Below are 16700 nucleotides of genomic sequence, written 5' to 3'. Positions count from 1 at the left end.
TCAGCGCCGTGCATTCCGCCCTCGAATGTTCGACCGGATCGTCGTGGACAAAAGGTAATGCACCGTACGGAAGGCAAACTCGATGCAGCGATTGACGATTCGCGCACACACATCGCCCGCGCCCAACCTCCACCATGGGCTCTTGCACCAAGCCCTCGATCTCGGATTGCAAGTAAAATCCGAATTAGGAAGTGAAGAAGAGGAGTGCCGATGCGCGAAATCTTCATCCTAGACCACTGGTATGAGTTGGAGAGCGGCGAGGAGTTTGTCAGAACCGTTGGGATGTACTCCATCGAATCGAGGGCTGTGCGGGCTGCAGAGCGAATGAAGGACCTGCCAGGTTTCCGTGACCGACCTGACGATTTTCATATCGATCGGTACACAGTCGGTAAGGATCACTGGTCTGAAGGTTTTTTTCACCCCTGATTCGCAAGCGATACGAGAGGTCGGATTGATGGGTTCAGTGTTCTTACTCGAGCATGTCTATCAGAACGATGATAGGGAGGAGGAGCGCAAGCGAATCGGCGTGTACGAATCAGAAGAAGACGCCCGCAATGCCATCCTCCGCCTTCGTGATCAGCCGGGGTTCCGCGACTACCCTGAGAATTTTGTTGTTAAACCCTACGAGGTAGACAAAAGCTATTGGCCGGAAGGTTACGGTAATACTGACGAGGGTCGATGAAAAGGCCTGCTCGCCCCAATTTTGGATATAAAGAAAATAGCTGCGAGGGAGCAGAATGGTTGCCGCCGCGATGATGAAGCTCGAGGTCGAGAAGCACGGGATCGCTGCTGTTGACGAAGACGACACGAGCGCCGCGTATCCGGTGGCGCGAGTGGTCACTTCCACGGTTTCCGCGATGGCTGAACCCAATATAGGTGGGGGCGCCCGGGTTCTGGTGGAGGTGCTACGCCGCTTCGGCGGCATCGCACCGCATGCTCTGCTCGGCGCGGAGTTTCTCGCCGGAAACGATCCGGCTGTGCAGATCGAAATCGCAGTCGCGCCTTTCGACCTGCTCGACGGAGCCGACCAACCAACTTGCCCGAGCCGACTGTGGACACGTCCGTTCACCTCGGGTCTGCCGACGGATATGGCCGACGCTGTCCTGCGCGGTTTGACTGCCGAGCCCCGAATCGCCTTGCCTCCCGGTGTGCTCCGCGTCGACCGCGCAGGTTTTGACGTCATGAACTCTTCGGAACCGATATTCACCCAGGCTGCGACGGTTTTGGGGATCGCTATCTCGGCGAAGCTTCTCGGTAATGACCCCGAACCCGCGTTGCGGGACGCCATCCAGACTTGGTAGTGGCTGGTAAAAGCCAGCTTGTTCCACGTGCCGATCACGCATCGCGATATCGGCTTTGTCGCTCTGAGGGTTCGAGGCTTGAAACGGGGGTGGGCTAGGGGGCGGCTGGCGTGCCGCCCGGGACTACCGGTAGGCCAGCCGCTTGCCAGGCGCGGAAGCCGCCGATGAGGTCGGTGGCTCGGTGCACGCCGAGTTCGAGGACGTCGGCGGCGGCGAGGCTGGAGGCGTAGCCCTCATTGCAGACCAGCACGACCGGAGTGTTCGTGGTGAGACCGGGCAGCCGATGCGCGCCGGTCGGGTCGAGGCGCCATTCCAGCACTATTCGTTCCACCACGACCGAACCGGGGATTTCGCCCTCGGCGAGGCGGTTGGCGTGCGGGCGGATATCGACCACCAACGCGCCGTCGGCCAGTAGTGCCGCCGCCTGCTCCGGGTCGACACGATTGAGTTTGGCTCGCGCCCGGTCGAGCCTGTCCTCGGCGCTGATAGCACTACCTTCTTTCATGGCTGGGACCTCCAGGAATGCTTTCGGCGCTTGTCCTTCGAGGACTGAAATGAGACGGCGTCCCCGGAGGTTTTAGCTGGAGGCAGGTTGTGTTGGAGGGTAGCGTCCCGGCGAGGACTGGTCTCATGCCTGCGCCTCGCTGGCGCTCGGCTGCGGCATGACCGGTTCGCTCACTGCGTTCGCTCATACGCCCACGAAATCCGTGAGCGCGCGGTACTCGCGGACCGGTCGCAGTGGTGGCGAATACGCGTGTACCGAGGCGGCCGGGCGGGTGCTGTGATTGCGCAGCCGATGCGCGCGTTCCGGCCCGAAGGCGACGGTTTCGCCCGCCCGCCATTGCGTCGTGCGGACCGGGCCGTCTGAATTTCGGTATTCCTCGCCGAGTTCGCCGATGGATACCGTGAACGAGCCGGAGGCGCCGCCGTGATCGTGCGGTTCGGTGCCCTGTCCCGGTGCCCACGACAGCAGCCACACTTCGACGCCCATGGTCAGCGCCAGCCGGGTCCACCAGCGTTGCCGCGTATCGAACCGCACGATGTCCAGTAGCGGTGTCGCCATGGCATCGGCGACCGACCTGGTCAACTCCCGCAATTCCGTGGGCGACCACAGCGTCCGCTCCGGACACACCGCCTCGCGCATCAGCGGTCCATCGACCGAGGGGTGAATATCGTTGGTGTGCTTGAGATTCACCGGCAGTGATGTGGTCAAGCGAGATACTCCTGACAAGGTCGTGGGGACAAATCGACTGCGCTGCCATCAACCGCGACGAAGCGGTCTCGCGCATTTTCCGGCACCACGACGCCGTTGCCATCGGTCTGGATCACCATGAGCAAAACTGCGCACCCGCAGACCGTGCCGTCACCGCACGGGACACACCGGCTACTCCGCCTCGGCACGGAGGCTTTCGAGCATGTCGGTGGCCCAGCAGACCTCGACCGAATCGGGGCCGGCGACACCCATGGCGGCCATCACGGTGAGCAGCATGCCGTTGCCGAGGAAGCGGCAAATCTCCGCGATGGATGCGCCGGTGAGCTCTTGGATCACGCTGTAGATGCCGCCGAAGCGCTCGCGGACGTTCGGGCCGATGGCCGGATCGGAGGCGGCGGCGAAGGCATGTAGCAGCACCAGGAGTAGTTCGCGTTCGTCGAGGAACGTCTTGTAGCCCTGGCCGAGCGCGCGCATCTTCTCGTCCTGCGTGGAGTCGGGTGTGATGCCTTCGGCGGCGGCCGCGCGGAAGACGTCTTCGATGCGGTCGCATACTTGGTTCGCCGCAGCCAGGAACAGTTGCTGTTTGGTGCCGAACAGGCGGATCACATACGGCTGCGAAACCCCGGCCAGCCGCGCGATCTCATCGGTTTTCGTTGCGGCATAACCGGATTCGGCGAATGCGGTGACGGCCGCGCGCAGTACTTCCTCGCTGCGTTCGGATGCGGTCATCCGGGTTCGGGTTGAACTCGCCATCGTGCTCCACTTCGTCGTCGGCCGCTCGCCATTGACATGTTATCAGCCGATGCATACCCTTCGAGCAGTTAGTTATCAGTCGATTACAACAAAGGCTGGACATGTCCGAGACACTCGTAACCGCCGCCCCGCAGGCGTCCGTCGAACAACGCGCGGGCGGGCGGGCGCTGGCCGCCGTGCTCGCCGCGGTCGGCATCCCGATGTTCATGGTCACGTTGGACAACCTGGTGGTGACCAATGCGCTGCCGGTGATCCGCACCGAACTCGGCGCCTCCCTCGCCGATCTGCAATGGTTCGTCAACGCCTACACGCTGGCCTTCGCATCGCTACTGCTGACCGCCACGTCCATCGGTGACCGGCTCGGCCGCCGCCGGGTCTTTCTGGCCGGTATCGCGATCTTCACGGCGGCGTCGGCGGCCTGCGCGCTGGCCACCGAGCCCTGGACGCTGATCGCCGCCAGAGCGATTCAGGGTTTCGGTGCGGCCGCGGTGATGCCGCTTTCGCTGACCCTGCTGTCATCGGCGGTCCCGGAGAAGATGCGCAGTGCCGCCATCGGCATCTGGGGTGGCATCTCCGGGCTCGGCGTCGCACTCGGACCGCTGATCGGCGGTGCGGTGGTCGAGGGGCTGAGCTGGCAGTGGATCTTCTGGGTGAATGTGCCGATCGGCGTGCTGGCGCTGCCCTTCGCGGCGCGGGTGCTGACCGAATCGCACGGGCGGGCCAAGCGGCTGGATCCGCTCGGGCTGGTGCTGTCCGCGGGCGGCGTGCTCGCGGTGGTGTGGGGCGTGATCCACGGCGCCGATGACGGTTGGACCTCGACCGGCGTGCTTACCGCGCTGATCGGCGGTGCGTTGCTGCTCGGACTGCTGATCGTCTGGGAGTTGCGGACGCCGGATCCGATGCTGCCGCTGCGGTTGTTCCGCTCGCGGGCATTCCGGGTGAGCAATACGACCGTCTTCACCTTCTCGGTCGGCGTCTTCGGTTCGATCTTCCTGCTGGCGCAGTACTTCCAGGTAGTGCAGGGCTTCGGGCCGTTGCAATCCGGGATCCGGACCATGCCGTGGACGATGGCGCCGATGGTGGTCGCGCCGCTGGCCGGGTTGATCGTGGACCGGGTCGGCGCGCGGAATCTGCTGACGGCCGGACAGACGTTGCTTGCGGTGGCCCTGGCCTGGATGGCGGCGGTGGCCTCGGTCGACGCGAGCTACCTCGCATTCGTCGGGCCGTTCCTGCTGGGTGGCATCGGGATGGGGTTGACCTTCGCGCCCGGTGCGACCGTGGTGATGGCCAGTGCGAGTCCAGAGGATCGGGCGATGGCTTCGGGCACCAACAGCACCATCCGTGAGGTGGGTGTGGCCATGGGTGTCGCCGTGCTGGCGTCGGTCTTTGCCTCACACGGCTCCTATACCGATCCGCAGAGCTTCGTCGACGGTCTGATTCCCGCCGTGTGGGTCGGCGCCGCGATCGTCGCGGTGGGCGCGGTGCTTTCCCGGCTGTTGCCCAGCCGCATCACCGCAGTGGACTGATCATCACGGCACCGATCGGCGGCTATGCGCCCGCCCCATGTCATTCGCGTGGGGCGGGCGCACAGCTGCGTTCTGGTATGGCCGCCGTCGTATGGTGCGCGCCACTTCCGGGCCTTATCACGACGGGCTTTTGGACATGAGTGGTGCGTGCCGGGCATCGAACCGGGCGCAACCTGCGGCGAGGCCGAAGCGTGCGCTGTTCGCAATCCTGGTCCTCGTCGCGGGGTTCGCGCTGTTCGTCGTCGGAAATGGGAACTGCGGCGCGCTGTGGCGATCAACGAATTGCCGCTGTCCGTCGAGCCGCGCTGGCCGTGGGTGAACTGCGCAAGTTCGAGCTGGCACACGCTCGGCAAGCGCCACAGCGGTAATCCGGGTGAATCGGCCGCGGCGCATCGAATACGATTCGACCAGCAGCAATGTGGGTAGGCAATCACGCGGACCCGCGAACCGATCCCCAGGGGAGAGACGAACGATCGTGGCCGACGACAACGATGGAGTCGAGAACGCAGCGCTGAGCGAGGAGGCATTGGCCGCCGCCGCGGCAGAGGCCGAGAAGGCGTTTGCGGCGGCCGCCGATCTGGATGCGCTCGCGGTCGCCAAGACCGAGCATCTCGGCGGTAAGGCGCCGCTGGCCTTGGCGCAGCGCGCGCTCGGCGGCCTGCCGAAGTCGGAGAAGGCGGACGCGGGCAAGCGCGTGAACGTCGCGCGGGCGCGGGTATCGGAGGCTTTCGAATCGCGCCGCACGGTGCTGCTCGCCGAGCGCGACGCGGCCGTGCTGGTCGCCGAGACGATCGATGTGACGCTGCCCGCGCGCCGGGACGCCGTCGGTGCACGGCATCCGATCACGGTTATCTCCGAGCAGATCGCCGACGTCTTCGTCGCGATGGGCTGGGAGGTCGCCGAAGGGCCCGAGGTCGAGACCGAGCACTTCAACTTCGACGCGCTGAACTTCCTGCCCGACCATCCGGCCCGCACGATGCAGGACACCTTCCATATCGCGCCTGAAGGTTCGCGGCAGGTGCTGCGCACCCACACCTCGCCGGTTCAGGTGCGTTCGCTGCTCGAGCGCGAACTGCCGATCTATGTGGTGTGCCCCGGTCGGACCTTCCGCACCGACGAGCTCGACGCCACCCACACCCCGGTCTTCTCCCAGGTGGAGGGACTGGCGGTGGACAAGGGTCTGACCATGGCGCATCTGCGCGGCACCCTGGACGCGTTCGCGCGCGCCCTGTTCGGGCCGGATACCCGGACGCGTATGCGTCCCAACTACTTTCCGTTCACCGAACCCTCTGCCGAGGTCGACGTGTGGTTCCCGGACAAGAAGGGCGGCGCGGGCTGGGTCGAATGGGGCGGCTGCGGCATGGTGAACCCGAAGGTGCTGATCGCCAGCGGGATCGATCCCGAGGTGTACAGCGGGTTCGCGTTCGGCATGGGGCTGGAGCGGACGCTGCAGTTCCGCAACGGCATCCCGGACATGCGGGACATCGTGGAGGGCGACGTGCGTTTCACGCTGCCCTTCGGTATCCGGTCCTGAGCTTGTCGATTTCAACGACCCTTCGATCGAGAGAGCGAAACGTCAAGTGCGAGTAGCGCAGTCCTGGCTGACCGAAATTCTGCGGCGGACCACCCCCGACTGGTCGGTGACGCCGGAGGAGCTCGATGCCGGATTCGTCCGCGTCGGGCTGGAGGTCGAAGAGGTCGACAAGCTCCAGCGGGTGAGCGGTGATATCGATAAGCCGCTGGTGGTCGGTCGCGTCGCCGAGATCACCGAGCTGACCGAGTTCAAGAAGCCGATCCGGTTCTGCAAGGTGGACGTCGGCAACCCGGAGCTGCAGGAGATCGTCTGCGGCGCAACGAACTTCGCCGTCGGCGACCTGGTGGTCGTGGTGCTGCCGGGCGGGGTGCTGCCGGGCGGATTCCAGATCTCCTCGCGCAAGACCTACGGGCATGTGTCCAACGGCATGATCTGCTCGGTCGCCGAACTCGGTATCGGCAAGGACCATTCGGGGATTCTGGTGCTCGAGCCGGGTACCGCCGAACCGGGCACCGACGCCAATGAGCTCCTGGGGCTCGACGATACGGTCATCGAGCTGAACATCACGCCCGATCGCGGGTACTGCTTCTCGACCCGCGGTCTGGCGCGCGAGCTGGCGTGCGGATTCGATCTCGACTACGCGGATCCGGCGGTGCGGACCCTGCCCGATGACGAGCAGGACGCGTGGTCGGTCCGGCTCGAGCCGGCGTCCAAGTGCACCCGTTTCGCGGTGCGCCGGGTCACCGGTATCGACCCGAATGCGGTGAGCCCCTGGTGGTTGCAGCGTCGGCTGCTGCTGTCGGGTGTGCGCCCGATTTCACCCGCGGTCGATGTCACCAACTATGTGATGCTCGAGCTCGGCCAGCCGCTGCACGCCTTCGATGCGGCCAAGCTCAACGGCGGTCTCGTTGTGCGCACGGCTGATAAGGGCGAGACGCTGCGCACGCTGGACGAGGTCGATCGGGTGCTCGATGCCGAGGACGTGGTGATCGCCGACGATTCCGGCGTGGTCTCCCTCGCGGGCGTAATGGGCGGTGCGGCAACGGAAGTCGGCGCGGAGTCGACCGATATCGTGCTCGAGGCCGCCACCTGGAATCCGCTGCTGGTCTACCGGACCGCGCGCAGGCACAAGCTGGTCTCCGAGGCCGGTAAGCGTTACGAGCGCGTCGTCGATCCGGAGATCAATGTCGCCGCGCTCGATCGTGCGGCCACGCTGCTGGCCGAAATCGCCAGTGGCACTGTGGAATCCGCGCTCACCGATGTTCGGGTGCCGGTGGCCTCCGCGCCGCCGATCCGGATCGATATCGATCTCGCCGATCGGGTGGCGGGCGTGGTGTATCCGACCGGCACGTCGGCACGTCGGCTCGCGCAGATCGGCTGCACGGTCGAGGTGGGCGTCAACGAGGCCACCGGGCACGGACAGCTCGTCGTCACACCGCCGAGCTGGCGGCCCGACCTGGCCCAGCCTGCCGACCTCGTCGAAGAGGTGCTGCGGCTGGAGGGGCTGGAGCAGATTCCGTCCGTCATTCCGACCGCGCCGGCCGGCCGTGGGCTGACCACCGCGCAGCGCCGCCGTCGCGCGGTGAGCCGGGCGCTGGCCTTCGCCGGATGCGTCGAGGTGCTGCCGCCGCTGTTCCTCGCCGCCGGGGTTTTCGACATCTGGGGTCTGGATGCCGACGATCCGCGCCGCAACACCACGCGGGTGCTGAACCCGCTCGATGTGGAGCGCGCGGAATTGGCGACCACGCTGTTGCCAGGGCTGCTGGAAGTGGCCGCGCGCAATATCTCTCGTGGTGCGCGCGATCTCGCGATCTTCGGAATCGCGCAGGTGGTGCTGCCTGGTCCGAATGTGCGCGCGGTGGCGGCGCTGCCGGTGGATCGACGTCCGACCGATGCGCAGATCGAGGAACTGCTCGATTCGCTGCCCGCCCAGCCGGTGCACATCGGTGCGGTCCTGACGGGTCGGCGGGAACCGCGTGGGCCGTGGGGTGCCGGGCGTCCGGCGGAGGCCGCCGATGCCTTCGCGCTCGCCGATGTCGTCGCCGCTGCGGCGGGCGTGACCATCGAGCGTCGTCCGGCGGTCCACCTGCCGTGGCATCCGGGGCGGTGCGCCGAGCTGGTGGTCGATGGTCAGGTCATCGGGCATGCGGGTGAACTGCATCCGGCCGTGCTGGAGCGGGCGGGCCTGCCGCCGCGCACCTGCGCCGTCGAACTCGATCTCGATGCCCTGCCGCTGCGCGAATCCCGGCCTGTCCCAGTGGTTTCCCCGTTCCCGGCGGTACTGCAGGACGTTTCGGTGAGTGTCGCGAAGTCGGTGCCCGCGGCCTCGGTCGAGTCGGCGCTGCGCACCGGCGGCGGTGCGTTGCTGGAGGATATCGCCCTGTTCGACGTGTACGAGGGCGCGCAGGCGGGTGAAGGTCGCAAGTCGCTGACCTACGCACTGCGTTTCCGCGCCAGTGACCGGACACTGACCGAGGACGAAGCGAGTGCCGCGCGTGATTCGGCGGTCGCGGCCGCCGCCGGCGCGGTCGGCGCGGTATTGCGCGGCTGATGAGCTGATATCGGCCCCGGGCGCTACTGCGTCCGGGGCCGATTTGCGTTGTGGCTCGGTGACTTACGTGTCGCCCGTGACCCTGTGATTTGCCGATGTGGTCAGTACGGTGCTGTGCGGCTGGTGAGCTGTTATCGTGCCCGGGCGCTCCTGTGCCCGGGGCGATTTGCGTTGTGGCTCAGTGCATTTATGTTCCCCTGCGACCATGCGATCGCCGACGCAGGTATCAGCCGATTCGTTGTGCGCCGGTATCGTGCGTGCCGCCGATGCGCTCACTGCCACCACCGTACGAAATCCGCGATATTGCTGAGAATTGGCGCTGTGGCGATAGGAGCACGGATATGCAGGCGCCCGGCTGTCGTCACACAGTGAGGGCCGCAGATTGCAACGTTGCCTGATAGTTACCGACGGTGGGAAGTCTGAGTGCGCGTTCCATGGCATTGTCGACGCGAATCAGCCACGGGCCGCGAAAGGGCCGACTGTCGATGAGAGGGTGCACATGGGTTTGCGCATGTCGGTGTTGCGAGGACGTCGGGTGTTCCGCCGAGTGGGGGCTGTCGCCGCGACCATGGCGGTCGCGGTCGCGCCACTGATCGTCGCGGCTCCGCAGGCGAACGCGGCCGCCACCGTCGAGCGGATCGAGCACACCTCAGCGCAGCAATGGCAGATGTATGTTCGCTCGCCCGCGATGAACCGGACCATCCACCTCGACGTGCTGGTACCGGCGAACCAGTCGGCATCCCGGCCGACCCTCCTACTGCTCGACGGAAACGGGGCGTTGGAATCCCAGCCGGCGAGCACCTGGACGCTGCGCGGCGGCGCCACGGAGTTCTTCGCCGACAAGCCGGTCAATGTGGTGATGCCGGTCGGCGGCGGGGGCACCTACTACACCGACTGGTTGAAGGATGACCCGAAACTGGGGCACCAGAAGTGGGAGACCTTCCTGACCTCGGAGCTGCCGCCGTTGATCGACCGTGAGCTGAAGGGCAACGGGATCTACGCCGTGGGTGGTCTTTCGATGGGAGCGGGAGCGGCGGCCATTCTGGCGGTGCGGCATCCGAATATGTTCAGGGCCCTGGCGGCCTTCAGTGGCTGCTACTCCACCGACGGTGTCGGGCAATTGTCGGTGCGGCCGGTAGTCGAATCCAAGGGCGGGAATCCGGACAATATGTGGGGAGCCGCGGGTAACCCGGAGTGGGCGGCGCACGATCCGAGCAAGCACCTCGACGCGCTGCGCGGTAAACCGGTCCACCTGTACGTCGGCACGGGCGTGCCCGGACCCGATGATGCCCCGTTCGATGATCGCTGGTCGTGGCCCAACGACCCCATCCGGTCGAACGAGATCGAAAACATCTCGCACGACTGCACCCTCGCTATCTCGCCGGCTATGAAATTGTTCGGCGCCGATCTCTCCATCGACTACGCCGCCGTAGGCGTGCACTCATGGCCGTACTGGAAGGCCGCACTGCCCAAATCCTGGCCGGCGCTGAAAGCGGGTCTCGGCGTATAAGGGAACGCCGGTCACACGTGGTTGCTGCTGGCACGCACGGCGGCCAGCAGCAGGTGCGCGGTGTAAAAGGATCGGCGGCTGCGTCGCGGAACACGAGCGCGGGAATAGGGCGGGTGTGAGGCGGGTTACACACGTCAGCCGTGGTTTGTGCGCGGCGGAATCCGGTGCGACGTGGGGAGATTCGATGAGTGTACGAGCCATCTGGAATGGCACGGTGTTGGCCGAGAGCGACGACACCGTGGTGGTCGAGGGTAATCACTACTTTCCGGCGGGAGCGCTGAAGACGGAGTACTTCCGGGATAGCGATACGCATACCGTGTGCGGGTGGAAGGGGCTCGCGTCGTATTACACGGTCGAGGTCGAGGGCACGAAGAATCCGGACGCCGCCTGGTACTACCCGGATCCGAAGCCGGAGGCCGAGCAGGTGCGTGACCGGGTCGCGTTCTGGAAGGGCGTCGACGTCGTCGAGGTGTAGTGCATTCGGGGAGTCGGCGCGCAGCGGCGGCGGGTTCCGGGTAAGAACGATGGCATGCGACATCCGGCCAGTCCGATCCTCAATGCGCTGACCTTCATGCCCGATCGCCAGGTCGTGCAGACGCCGTCGATCCTCGAGATGGATTACACCGAGTTGTCCATCCGCACGACCGATGGCGAGACGCTGCAGGGTTGGTGGCTGCCCGCCGCACGCTCGATCGGACACGTCCTGTTCGCGCACGGCAATGCGGGCAATATCGGTGATCGGGTGCCGATCTACGCACTGCTCACCCAAATCGGTTTGGACGTACTGACTTTCGACTATCGCGGCTACGGACGCAGCACCGGGCGACCCACCGAGCACGGCACTTATCTCGACGCCCACGCGGCCCGGCGGGTGCTATTGGAACAGCCGGGCGTCGATCCGGATCGCGTGCTCTACCTGGGTAAATCGCTCGGCGGCGGTGTGTTGCTCGAACTGGCGACCGAGCATCCGCCCACCGGACTGATACTGATGTCCACCTTCACCGGCCTGCGTGACGCGGCCCGCTCGGTATATCCCTTCCTGCCCAGCCCGTTCGTCCCGGACGCCTACCCGAGCTTGCGCCGGATCAGCGAGCTGCGCGCACCCGTCTTGATCATGCACGGCGATCAGGACGAACTCCTACCGCTGCGGCATGCCGAGCGGCTGTTCGCGGCCGCGCCGGAGCCGAAGCGATTGGTGGTCTTTCCCGGCGGGGGTCACAACGATCTGATCATGTCGACCGGGGTCGATTGGGCGGATCTGATCCGCTCCTGGGCGGGTGATCTGCTCGCCCGCTGATGGCGCTCGTGCGTAACCTGGCGATATGAGCGATTTGGGTGAGATCACCGCGCGGCTCGCGGCGCTGTCCGATGACGAACTCTTGGCGGTACTCGGCACTGCCACCGCGGGGCGACCTCGGCTCTCGTGGGTCCACACCGCGGTTGTGGAGGCCGCCGGACTCGGCCATATCGGATCCGAGTCGAGTGTGAGTCCCGCCACTGTGATGCCGCAACCGCATGACAAGGAGTCGGGGGCCAGCGCATCCGGGCAGGTCGGAGGCTTTTCTCCGGTACCCGCGGTACCGGTACCGCCGACCGGTATCCCGTCCGGCTCCGAGGTGGGCGGATATTCGCCCGGCGGCGTACCTACTTTTGAGTCAGTTCGCGATAAGGTCGAGCAGCGCTTCGGCACCGCGCAGGGGATGGGCGAACTCGACCGGCAGACTCCCGCGGGCCGCAGCGCCGACGAACAATGGGAGGCGCGCGAGAAAGCGGCGCGCGAGCGTCTGGCACAGATACGGAAATCGTTGCACGGCAACGACGTCGAATCGAACGATCCGTAAGCTGACCGAGCGCGACGGACTACGAATGTGATGGTGTATTCGATGAGCGAGCCGCGTGAGATCGCCGAACGGCTACTCGATGCCCAAGTGGAGTTCCTGCTGGCCGAGGTGAGCGGCGAACGCTTCGCCGAGGTCGTCGTCCGGGACGTGGAATCGGTGCTCGGGGTAGCCGACACCCTCGTCTTCCGTGACGTCGTGGGCGTCGACGATGCCAAGGAGACGGTCCGCACCGTCGTCGATCTGATCGGCGGCAGTCCGGTCATCGCGGATATGGTCGGGGTATTCGCCGACTCGATCTACGACCACATCGCCGCGAACAACGACTACACCCTGGGGCAGGTGGTCGACCGCGAACCGGTCGAGGCGCTGCTGGAGAAGATCTTCGGCATGCATCAGGCGCAGGAGCGCATCCTGGAGCGGCTGACCGAGAGCCCGCTGGTCGCCACGGTCGCCTCCAAGTTCGTGGACAAGCTCATCTCCGATTTCATGGAGGCGAATAAGCAGTTCGCGGGCAAGATTCCCGGTGTCTCATCGCTGATCTCCATGGGACAGTCGGCGGCCAAGACTGCCAAGAAGGCCACCGAGAGCACCTTCATCGGCGATATGGCAGGCAAGGGTGCGGTATTCGCGCTCAAGCGCACCAACAATGCCATTCGGGAGATGTTGCGCGACGCTCCGGTGCACGATGCCGCGATGGAGTTCTGGGATCTGCACGCCGATGAGCCGGTGAGCGGTCTGCGGGACTATCTGACCCAGAAGGATCTCAACGAACTGGTGCTGCTCTGCTACGAGATCGCGGTGACCACCAGGGAGAAGGAGTATTTCGGGCTGCTCGTGGACGAGTGCGTGGATGTCTTCTTCACCAAGTACGGTGATTACACGCTGGCCGCGATGCTGCCGGAGCTCGGTCTGTCCGGCGACGATATCGCCAAGGAGATCCTGCGGTACGGTCCCGCCGTCATCGAGGGTGCGAAGCGCAATGGCGTGCTGGGCTCGCTGATTCGCGAGCGGCTGGAGCCGTTCTACATCTCGGATGTGGTGCTCGGGATCCTGGGCGACGTCAAGGGCTGAGCCCGTCAGCGTGCGAGATGATCGCCGTTTCGGACCTCTTCGACTGTGCGGCCGATCATTTCGCGCAGCGTCGCGGTGATGCGCTGGCGATCGGTCGGCTTCACGATCACCGTGCGACTGCCGAAACTGACGTAACGGCCGTCATTGTCGAAATCGGTGATCTGGAAGTCCTTGCGGCCCTTGGTATGCCGATTGTCCACGCTGCCGAGCGGATACACCCCGACGTGCACGGTGGCGGTCGTCGGTTGACGGAAGAATTTGTCGAACTCCTCGCGCACCGTCGGACGCCACGCGTCGCGCACCACGGGCGGCGGCTTCTCCAGCTCCTCGATCGGTACCTGCATCGGTTTACCCTGTCCCGGATGGGATTCCGGCAATACGTCGACCACGGCCGGGGCTAGATCGTCGGCCGATAGGAACAGCAGGTCCACATCCCCGCCGTGCTCGTGCTCGGGTCCCGGCTCCTGCATCGCCAGTGCGCCGTGCTGGAAATGCACGCCGCCGTGCGCGCGGATCTTGCGCTCGTTGCGCGGACCGCGGAAGCCCGCCACCTCCACCCGTGCCTCCGGCGCCAGCAGCACCTCTACGGCTCGCACCAGCTCCTCGTCCAGTTGTGGCACCACCACCTGGGCCGCGGCCCGACGCAGGCGATCCGAATCCTCTTGGAAGACCTCGGTGGAACGATGTCGCAGCGGATAGGGAAGTACATCCCGTCCGGTCGATTCCCAGAGCACTCGGAATTCGAGCGCGGTAAAACGCCACCGCCGCGCGGTTGTCATGCGGTCTTCCTGTCTGCCGGTGCTCATTCGCCGATGACCGGCGGGACCGTCTTCGGTGCATCGGCGAGCCCGGTGAGTTCTTCGCCGTTCTGCTGGTTGATCAAGTAGTCGGGGATGCCTTTGCTGGACTCGTTTTCGTCCTTGCCACCGCGATTGCCGGGGGAGCCCATGCCGGACATGCCGTTGCGGCCTGTGGTGGTAGCGGTGGTTGGGGCCGCGGCGGCGGGGGTGGCGGAGCCGGTCGGTGTGCCGGTGACGGTTCGGCCCGGGGACTGGGCGGTCGAACCAGGGGTGCCGCTCGGGCTGCCCGAGTGGGTCGGCGAACCCGTGCTGGTCGGCGTTGTCGTCGACGACGGGTTGGTCGCGGTGGTGTCCGGCTTGGTCGTGGACGGTTCGGTGCTGGTGGTGTTCGGCGTCGTCGAACCATCCGTCGACCGGGTGCTCGACGGATCGGTGGACGGACTCTCCTCGGTGCTCGTGGGTTCTTGTTTTGGCTGGCTGCCGCCGGGGGTGGAGCCGGGCTGGCTGCCGCCGGGGTTGTAACCCGGCCCGGTGTTGGGGGTTTCGCCCGGCTTCGCGGTCGGGTTATCAGGTTTCGGGATGACCGGAACGTTGGTGTCGGTCTCCTCGATGACCGGCGCGTACACGGTCCTCAGCACGCGCACGGCTTCCGCATGCGCGGTGCTCTCGGCCTCGTCGTTATCGCGCCAACCGCGGCCCGCGATCCAATGCCTGGCGTTCTCGACATTCGACCGGAGCGCAGGAGCATGCGGCACAAGGGCTTTCGTCGGTTCCAGACCGGTCTCGAGTTCGGCGACCTTACTGCCCGTCAGCTTGGCGGCGTTGGCGAGTTGCACTGCCTGGGTGCTGTAGTCGCTCACCGCTTTGGCTACGGCATTGCGCGACGCGCCCTTCCAGATACTTTCATCGGTCGCGCGCTTCATCGCCTCGTTGAAGGTATTCAACGAGGTTTCAGCGCGTTTGCCGATTTCATTCCATGCGGTCGCGAGATTGCCGACAGCGGTGAGATCGATCTTGTCGACCTTTTCGCGCAGTTGCGAGGTAGACGGGGTATCGAAGTCGTCGCGGGATTTGACCGAACGCGGTCGGAACTCGCCCTGGAAGCCGATGCCATTGGCGGTGCTGCGGACGCCGTCGCGCTGCTGATTGAATTTGGTCTGCACTGTGGCGGGGTCGACGCCGGGTTTGCGTTCGTCGCCGGCGATCCAGTCGGTGAGGCTTTCCAGCATTGCGGAGCCGAGATCGCCTGCGCTCCAGTTGAACATGCCGAATCCCATGGTGTCAGCCGCCTAGTGATTCGGTGTTGGTGTTGAAGTTGACGGAGTTGGTCACGTCCTGGCCGGTAATGCGTTTGATGGAGAGGGCCATGATTTGGCCCATATCTTTGACGACCTCGATGTGGTCCAGGATGATCTTGTCGATCGAATTGTCCTCGCCGGTGGCTTGGCCCTTGAACATTTTGACGAGGTCATTGGCCATGTTGAAATCGCCGAAGCCGGAGACTCTTTGCGCCGCCTGCGCCTGAATCAGCATGTCCTGAAGATCACTGAGTCGTTGGTCGCAAGCCGTAAGGCATTGCCGCGCTGCTTCCTCGCTGTCCAAGTACAGTTCGCCCGACCGCGCTTGATCGGCAAATCGTGTCCATTGCGCGACATCGGATTGGCTCATTGACTTTCCTCCCCCTTCGGAGTTACTTCGGCAGCACCGGCACTATGGCCTCACCGGCCTGCTGCAGCAGGCCGCATGGTGGCGCGGGGTGGTCGAGCACCGGATTGTTGATCAGGGTGAGCTCGAAGATGCCCTGGGACGCAGGGAAGACAACATCGCACATCAGGTCATGGGACGCACCTTCGACACGGAACTGACGGCCCTGCCGTCCGGCGATCGTCACATCCTGGAACTCGACATTTCCCTGCTTCTGTTCGATCTCCCGCACAGTTCGGGCGCTGGAGAAGACTCCGAGGGAGTACTTCGAACCCTTCCAGTTGCAGATCTGCCACCCGGATTGGTGCACGCCGGCCACGCCGCTCTCTTTGGCGGAGGGGTTCACGCCCGCCGCCGTCAGCGCGCTATCCGGGATCCCAGTGCACGGATCGAACAACTTCACCGGCGCCGCACTCGTCTCACTGCTCGCACTCGGATTTCCGCTCGTGGTACTCCCACACGCGACCAACCCCGGCAGCGCAGCCGCCGCGAGCAGCATCAACTTCAATCGGTGCGCCATCCCCACCCTCTCGACCTGCGACTACCGGAGATCATGACCATATCAAACGATATGTGGGGCACGGCCTATCGCGATGGGTCGCACGACCCGAGTGCTCGGTCCAGAATCACGCACAGCGAATCCTCGGCGTAGCCACCTGAGACGGCCGTCACGTCACACTGTCCGGCGGTGTGGTGTGAGCGGATCGATACCGCGGAAACGGTGGATTACCAGCATGTATACAAATGCGCCCGATGTCCGTTTTGTCCGAGTTTCGCGTTGACAGCGACCTAACCTCTGCAGCAGGCTGCTGCGTGACTTTCCATCGCTCGCCGTGGAGCTGTCACGGCTTGGCAATCGGAGGAGCAGGGTGGTGCGTTTACGTCAACGGTCGGAA

General features: G+C 65.2%; 18 protein-coding genes. 11 read left to right on the top strand and 7 right to left on the bottom strand.

The genetic code is table 11. From position 1 onward, the window contains the following. Nucleotides 1–210: 210 nt before the first annotated feature. From ACZ60G_RS35565 to ACZ60G_RS35555, 3 genes are read left to right on the top strand one after another with little or no spacing between them, the layout of a single operon-like run. Nucleotides 211–426, top strand: a complete 216-nt coding sequence (locus tag ACZ60G_RS35565; RefSeq protein WP_465815826.1) for a DUF7336 domain-containing protein — start codon at nucleotides 211–213, stop codon at nucleotides 424–426. Then, nucleotides 347–682 (top strand): DUF7336 domain-containing protein, encoded by a 336-nt coding sequence (locus ACZ60G_RS35560; RefSeq protein WP_465815824.1) that lies wholly within the window; start codon nucleotides 347–349, stop codon nucleotides 680–682. The genes ACZ60G_RS35565 and ACZ60G_RS35560 overlap by 80 nt, the downstream gene beginning before the upstream one ends. 55 nt (nucleotides 683–737) lie before the next feature. Next, on the top strand, nucleotides 738–1301 hold the full coding sequence (locus ACZ60G_RS35555; protein ID WP_465815822.1) for a hypothetical protein: 564 nt from the start codon (nucleotides 738–740) through the stop codon (nucleotides 1299–1301). A gap of 94 nt (nucleotides 1302–1395) precedes the next feature. Here ACZ60G_RS35555 and ACZ60G_RS35550 read toward each other — a convergent pair whose 3' ends face one another. From ACZ60G_RS35550 to ACZ60G_RS35540, 3 genes are all read right to left on the bottom strand, one after another. Continuing rightward, on the bottom strand, nucleotides 1396–1806 hold the full coding sequence (locus tag ACZ60G_RS35550; protein ID WP_465815820.1) for a rhodanese-like domain-containing protein: 411 nt from the start codon (nucleotides 1804–1806) through the stop codon (nucleotides 1396–1398). A gap of 183 nt (nucleotides 1807–1989) precedes the next feature. After that, complete coding sequence (locus tag ACZ60G_RS35545) at nucleotides 1990–2514, bottom strand: cysteine dioxygenase (protein WP_465815818.1); 525 nt, start codon at nucleotides 2512–2514, stop codon at nucleotides 1990–1992. A 171-nt stretch (nucleotides 2515–2685) separates the two neighbouring features. Continuing rightward, complete coding sequence (locus tag ACZ60G_RS35540) at nucleotides 2686–3243, bottom strand: TetR/AcrR family transcriptional regulator (protein ID WP_465815817.1); 558 nt, start codon at nucleotides 3241–3243, stop codon at nucleotides 2686–2688. Between the two features lie 125 nt (nucleotides 3244–3368). Here ACZ60G_RS35540 and ACZ60G_RS35535 point away from each other — a divergent pair, with 125 nt between their 5' ends. The 8 genes from ACZ60G_RS35535 (at nucleotide 3369) to ACZ60G_RS35500 (ending at nucleotide 13300) form a co-directional block, all read left to right on the top strand. Continuing rightward, a complete protein-coding gene (locus ACZ60G_RS35535; RefSeq protein WP_465815815.1) occupies nucleotides 3369–4793 on the top strand; it encodes an MFS transporter in 1425 nt (474 codons plus the stop codon). Nucleotides 4794–5268: 475 nt separating this feature from the next. Beyond that, nucleotides 5269–6327, top strand: a complete 1059-nt coding sequence (gene pheS / locus ACZ60G_RS35530) for a phenylalanine--tRNA ligase subunit alpha (RefSeq protein WP_465815813.1) — start codon at nucleotides 5269–5271, stop codon at nucleotides 6325–6327. 46 nt (nucleotides 6328–6373) lie between these two features. Then, entirely contained in the window at nucleotides 6374–8878 is a 2505-nt protein-coding gene (pheT, locus tag ACZ60G_RS35525) for a phenylalanine--tRNA ligase subunit beta (protein WP_465815812.1), read from the top strand. 535 nt (nucleotides 8879–9413) lie between these two features. Beyond that, nucleotides 9414–10388 carry an alpha/beta hydrolase gene (locus ACZ60G_RS35520; protein WP_465815810.1) on the top strand — a complete coding sequence of 325 codons (975 nt, stop codon included), beginning with the start codon at nucleotides 9414–9416 and terminating at the stop codon, nucleotides 10386–10388. A gap of 184 nt (nucleotides 10389–10572) precedes the next feature. After that, nucleotides 10573–10863, top strand: coding sequence for a DUF427 domain-containing protein (locus tag ACZ60G_RS35515; RefSeq protein WP_465815808.1), 291 nt, complete (start codon nucleotides 10573–10575; stop codon nucleotides 10861–10863). Nucleotides 10864–10917: 54 nt separating this feature from the next. Further along, nucleotides 10918–11685 carry an alpha/beta hydrolase gene (locus tag ACZ60G_RS35510; protein ID WP_465815807.1) on the top strand — a complete coding sequence of 256 codons (768 nt, stop codon included), beginning with the start codon at nucleotides 10918–10920 and terminating at the stop codon, nucleotides 11683–11685. Nucleotides 11686–11710: 25 nt separating this feature from the next. Then, nucleotides 11711–12229, top strand: a complete 519-nt coding sequence (locus ACZ60G_RS35505; RefSeq protein WP_465815805.1) for a PspA/IM30 family protein — start codon at nucleotides 11711–11713, stop codon at nucleotides 12227–12229. Between the two features lie 42 nt (nucleotides 12230–12271). Then, nucleotides 12272–13300: a hypothetical protein gene (locus ACZ60G_RS35500; RefSeq protein WP_465815803.1), complete on the top strand. Its 1029-nt coding sequence runs from the start codon at nucleotides 12272–12274 to the stop codon at nucleotides 13298–13300. Nucleotides 13301–13305: 5 nt separating this feature from the next. On the opposite strand, the gene ACZ60G_RS35495 is transcribed toward ACZ60G_RS35500, so the two are convergent. The 4 genes from ACZ60G_RS35495 to ACZ60G_RS35480 are packed head-to-tail and all read right to left on the bottom strand — an operon-like array spanning nucleotide 13306 to nucleotide 16324. Then, complete coding sequence (locus ACZ60G_RS35495; RefSeq protein ID WP_465815801.1) at nucleotides 13306–14079, bottom strand: ESX secretion-associated protein EspG; 774 nt, start codon at nucleotides 14077–14079, stop codon at nucleotides 13306–13308. Nucleotides 14080–14102: 23 nt separating this feature from the next. Further along, entirely contained in the window at nucleotides 14103–15365 is a 1263-nt protein-coding gene (locus ACZ60G_RS35490) for a hypothetical protein (protein ID WP_465815799.1), read from the bottom strand. A 16-nt stretch (nucleotides 15366–15381) separates the two neighbouring features. Beyond that, nucleotides 15382–15768, bottom strand: a complete 387-nt coding sequence (locus tag ACZ60G_RS35485; RefSeq protein WP_433521765.1) for a hypothetical protein — start codon at nucleotides 15766–15768, stop codon at nucleotides 15382–15384. Nucleotides 15769–15790: 22 nt separating this feature from the next. Next, complete coding sequence (locus tag ACZ60G_RS35480; RefSeq protein WP_465815797.1) at nucleotides 15791–16324, bottom strand: DUF3558 domain-containing protein; 534 nt, start codon at nucleotides 16322–16324, stop codon at nucleotides 15791–15793. Nucleotides 16325–16700: the final 376 nt, after the last annotated feature.

The sequence above is a fragment of the Nocardia sp. NPDC102475 genome, assembly GCF_055584605.1.
This window is presented reverse-complemented; position numbering and strand designations above follow the sequence as displayed.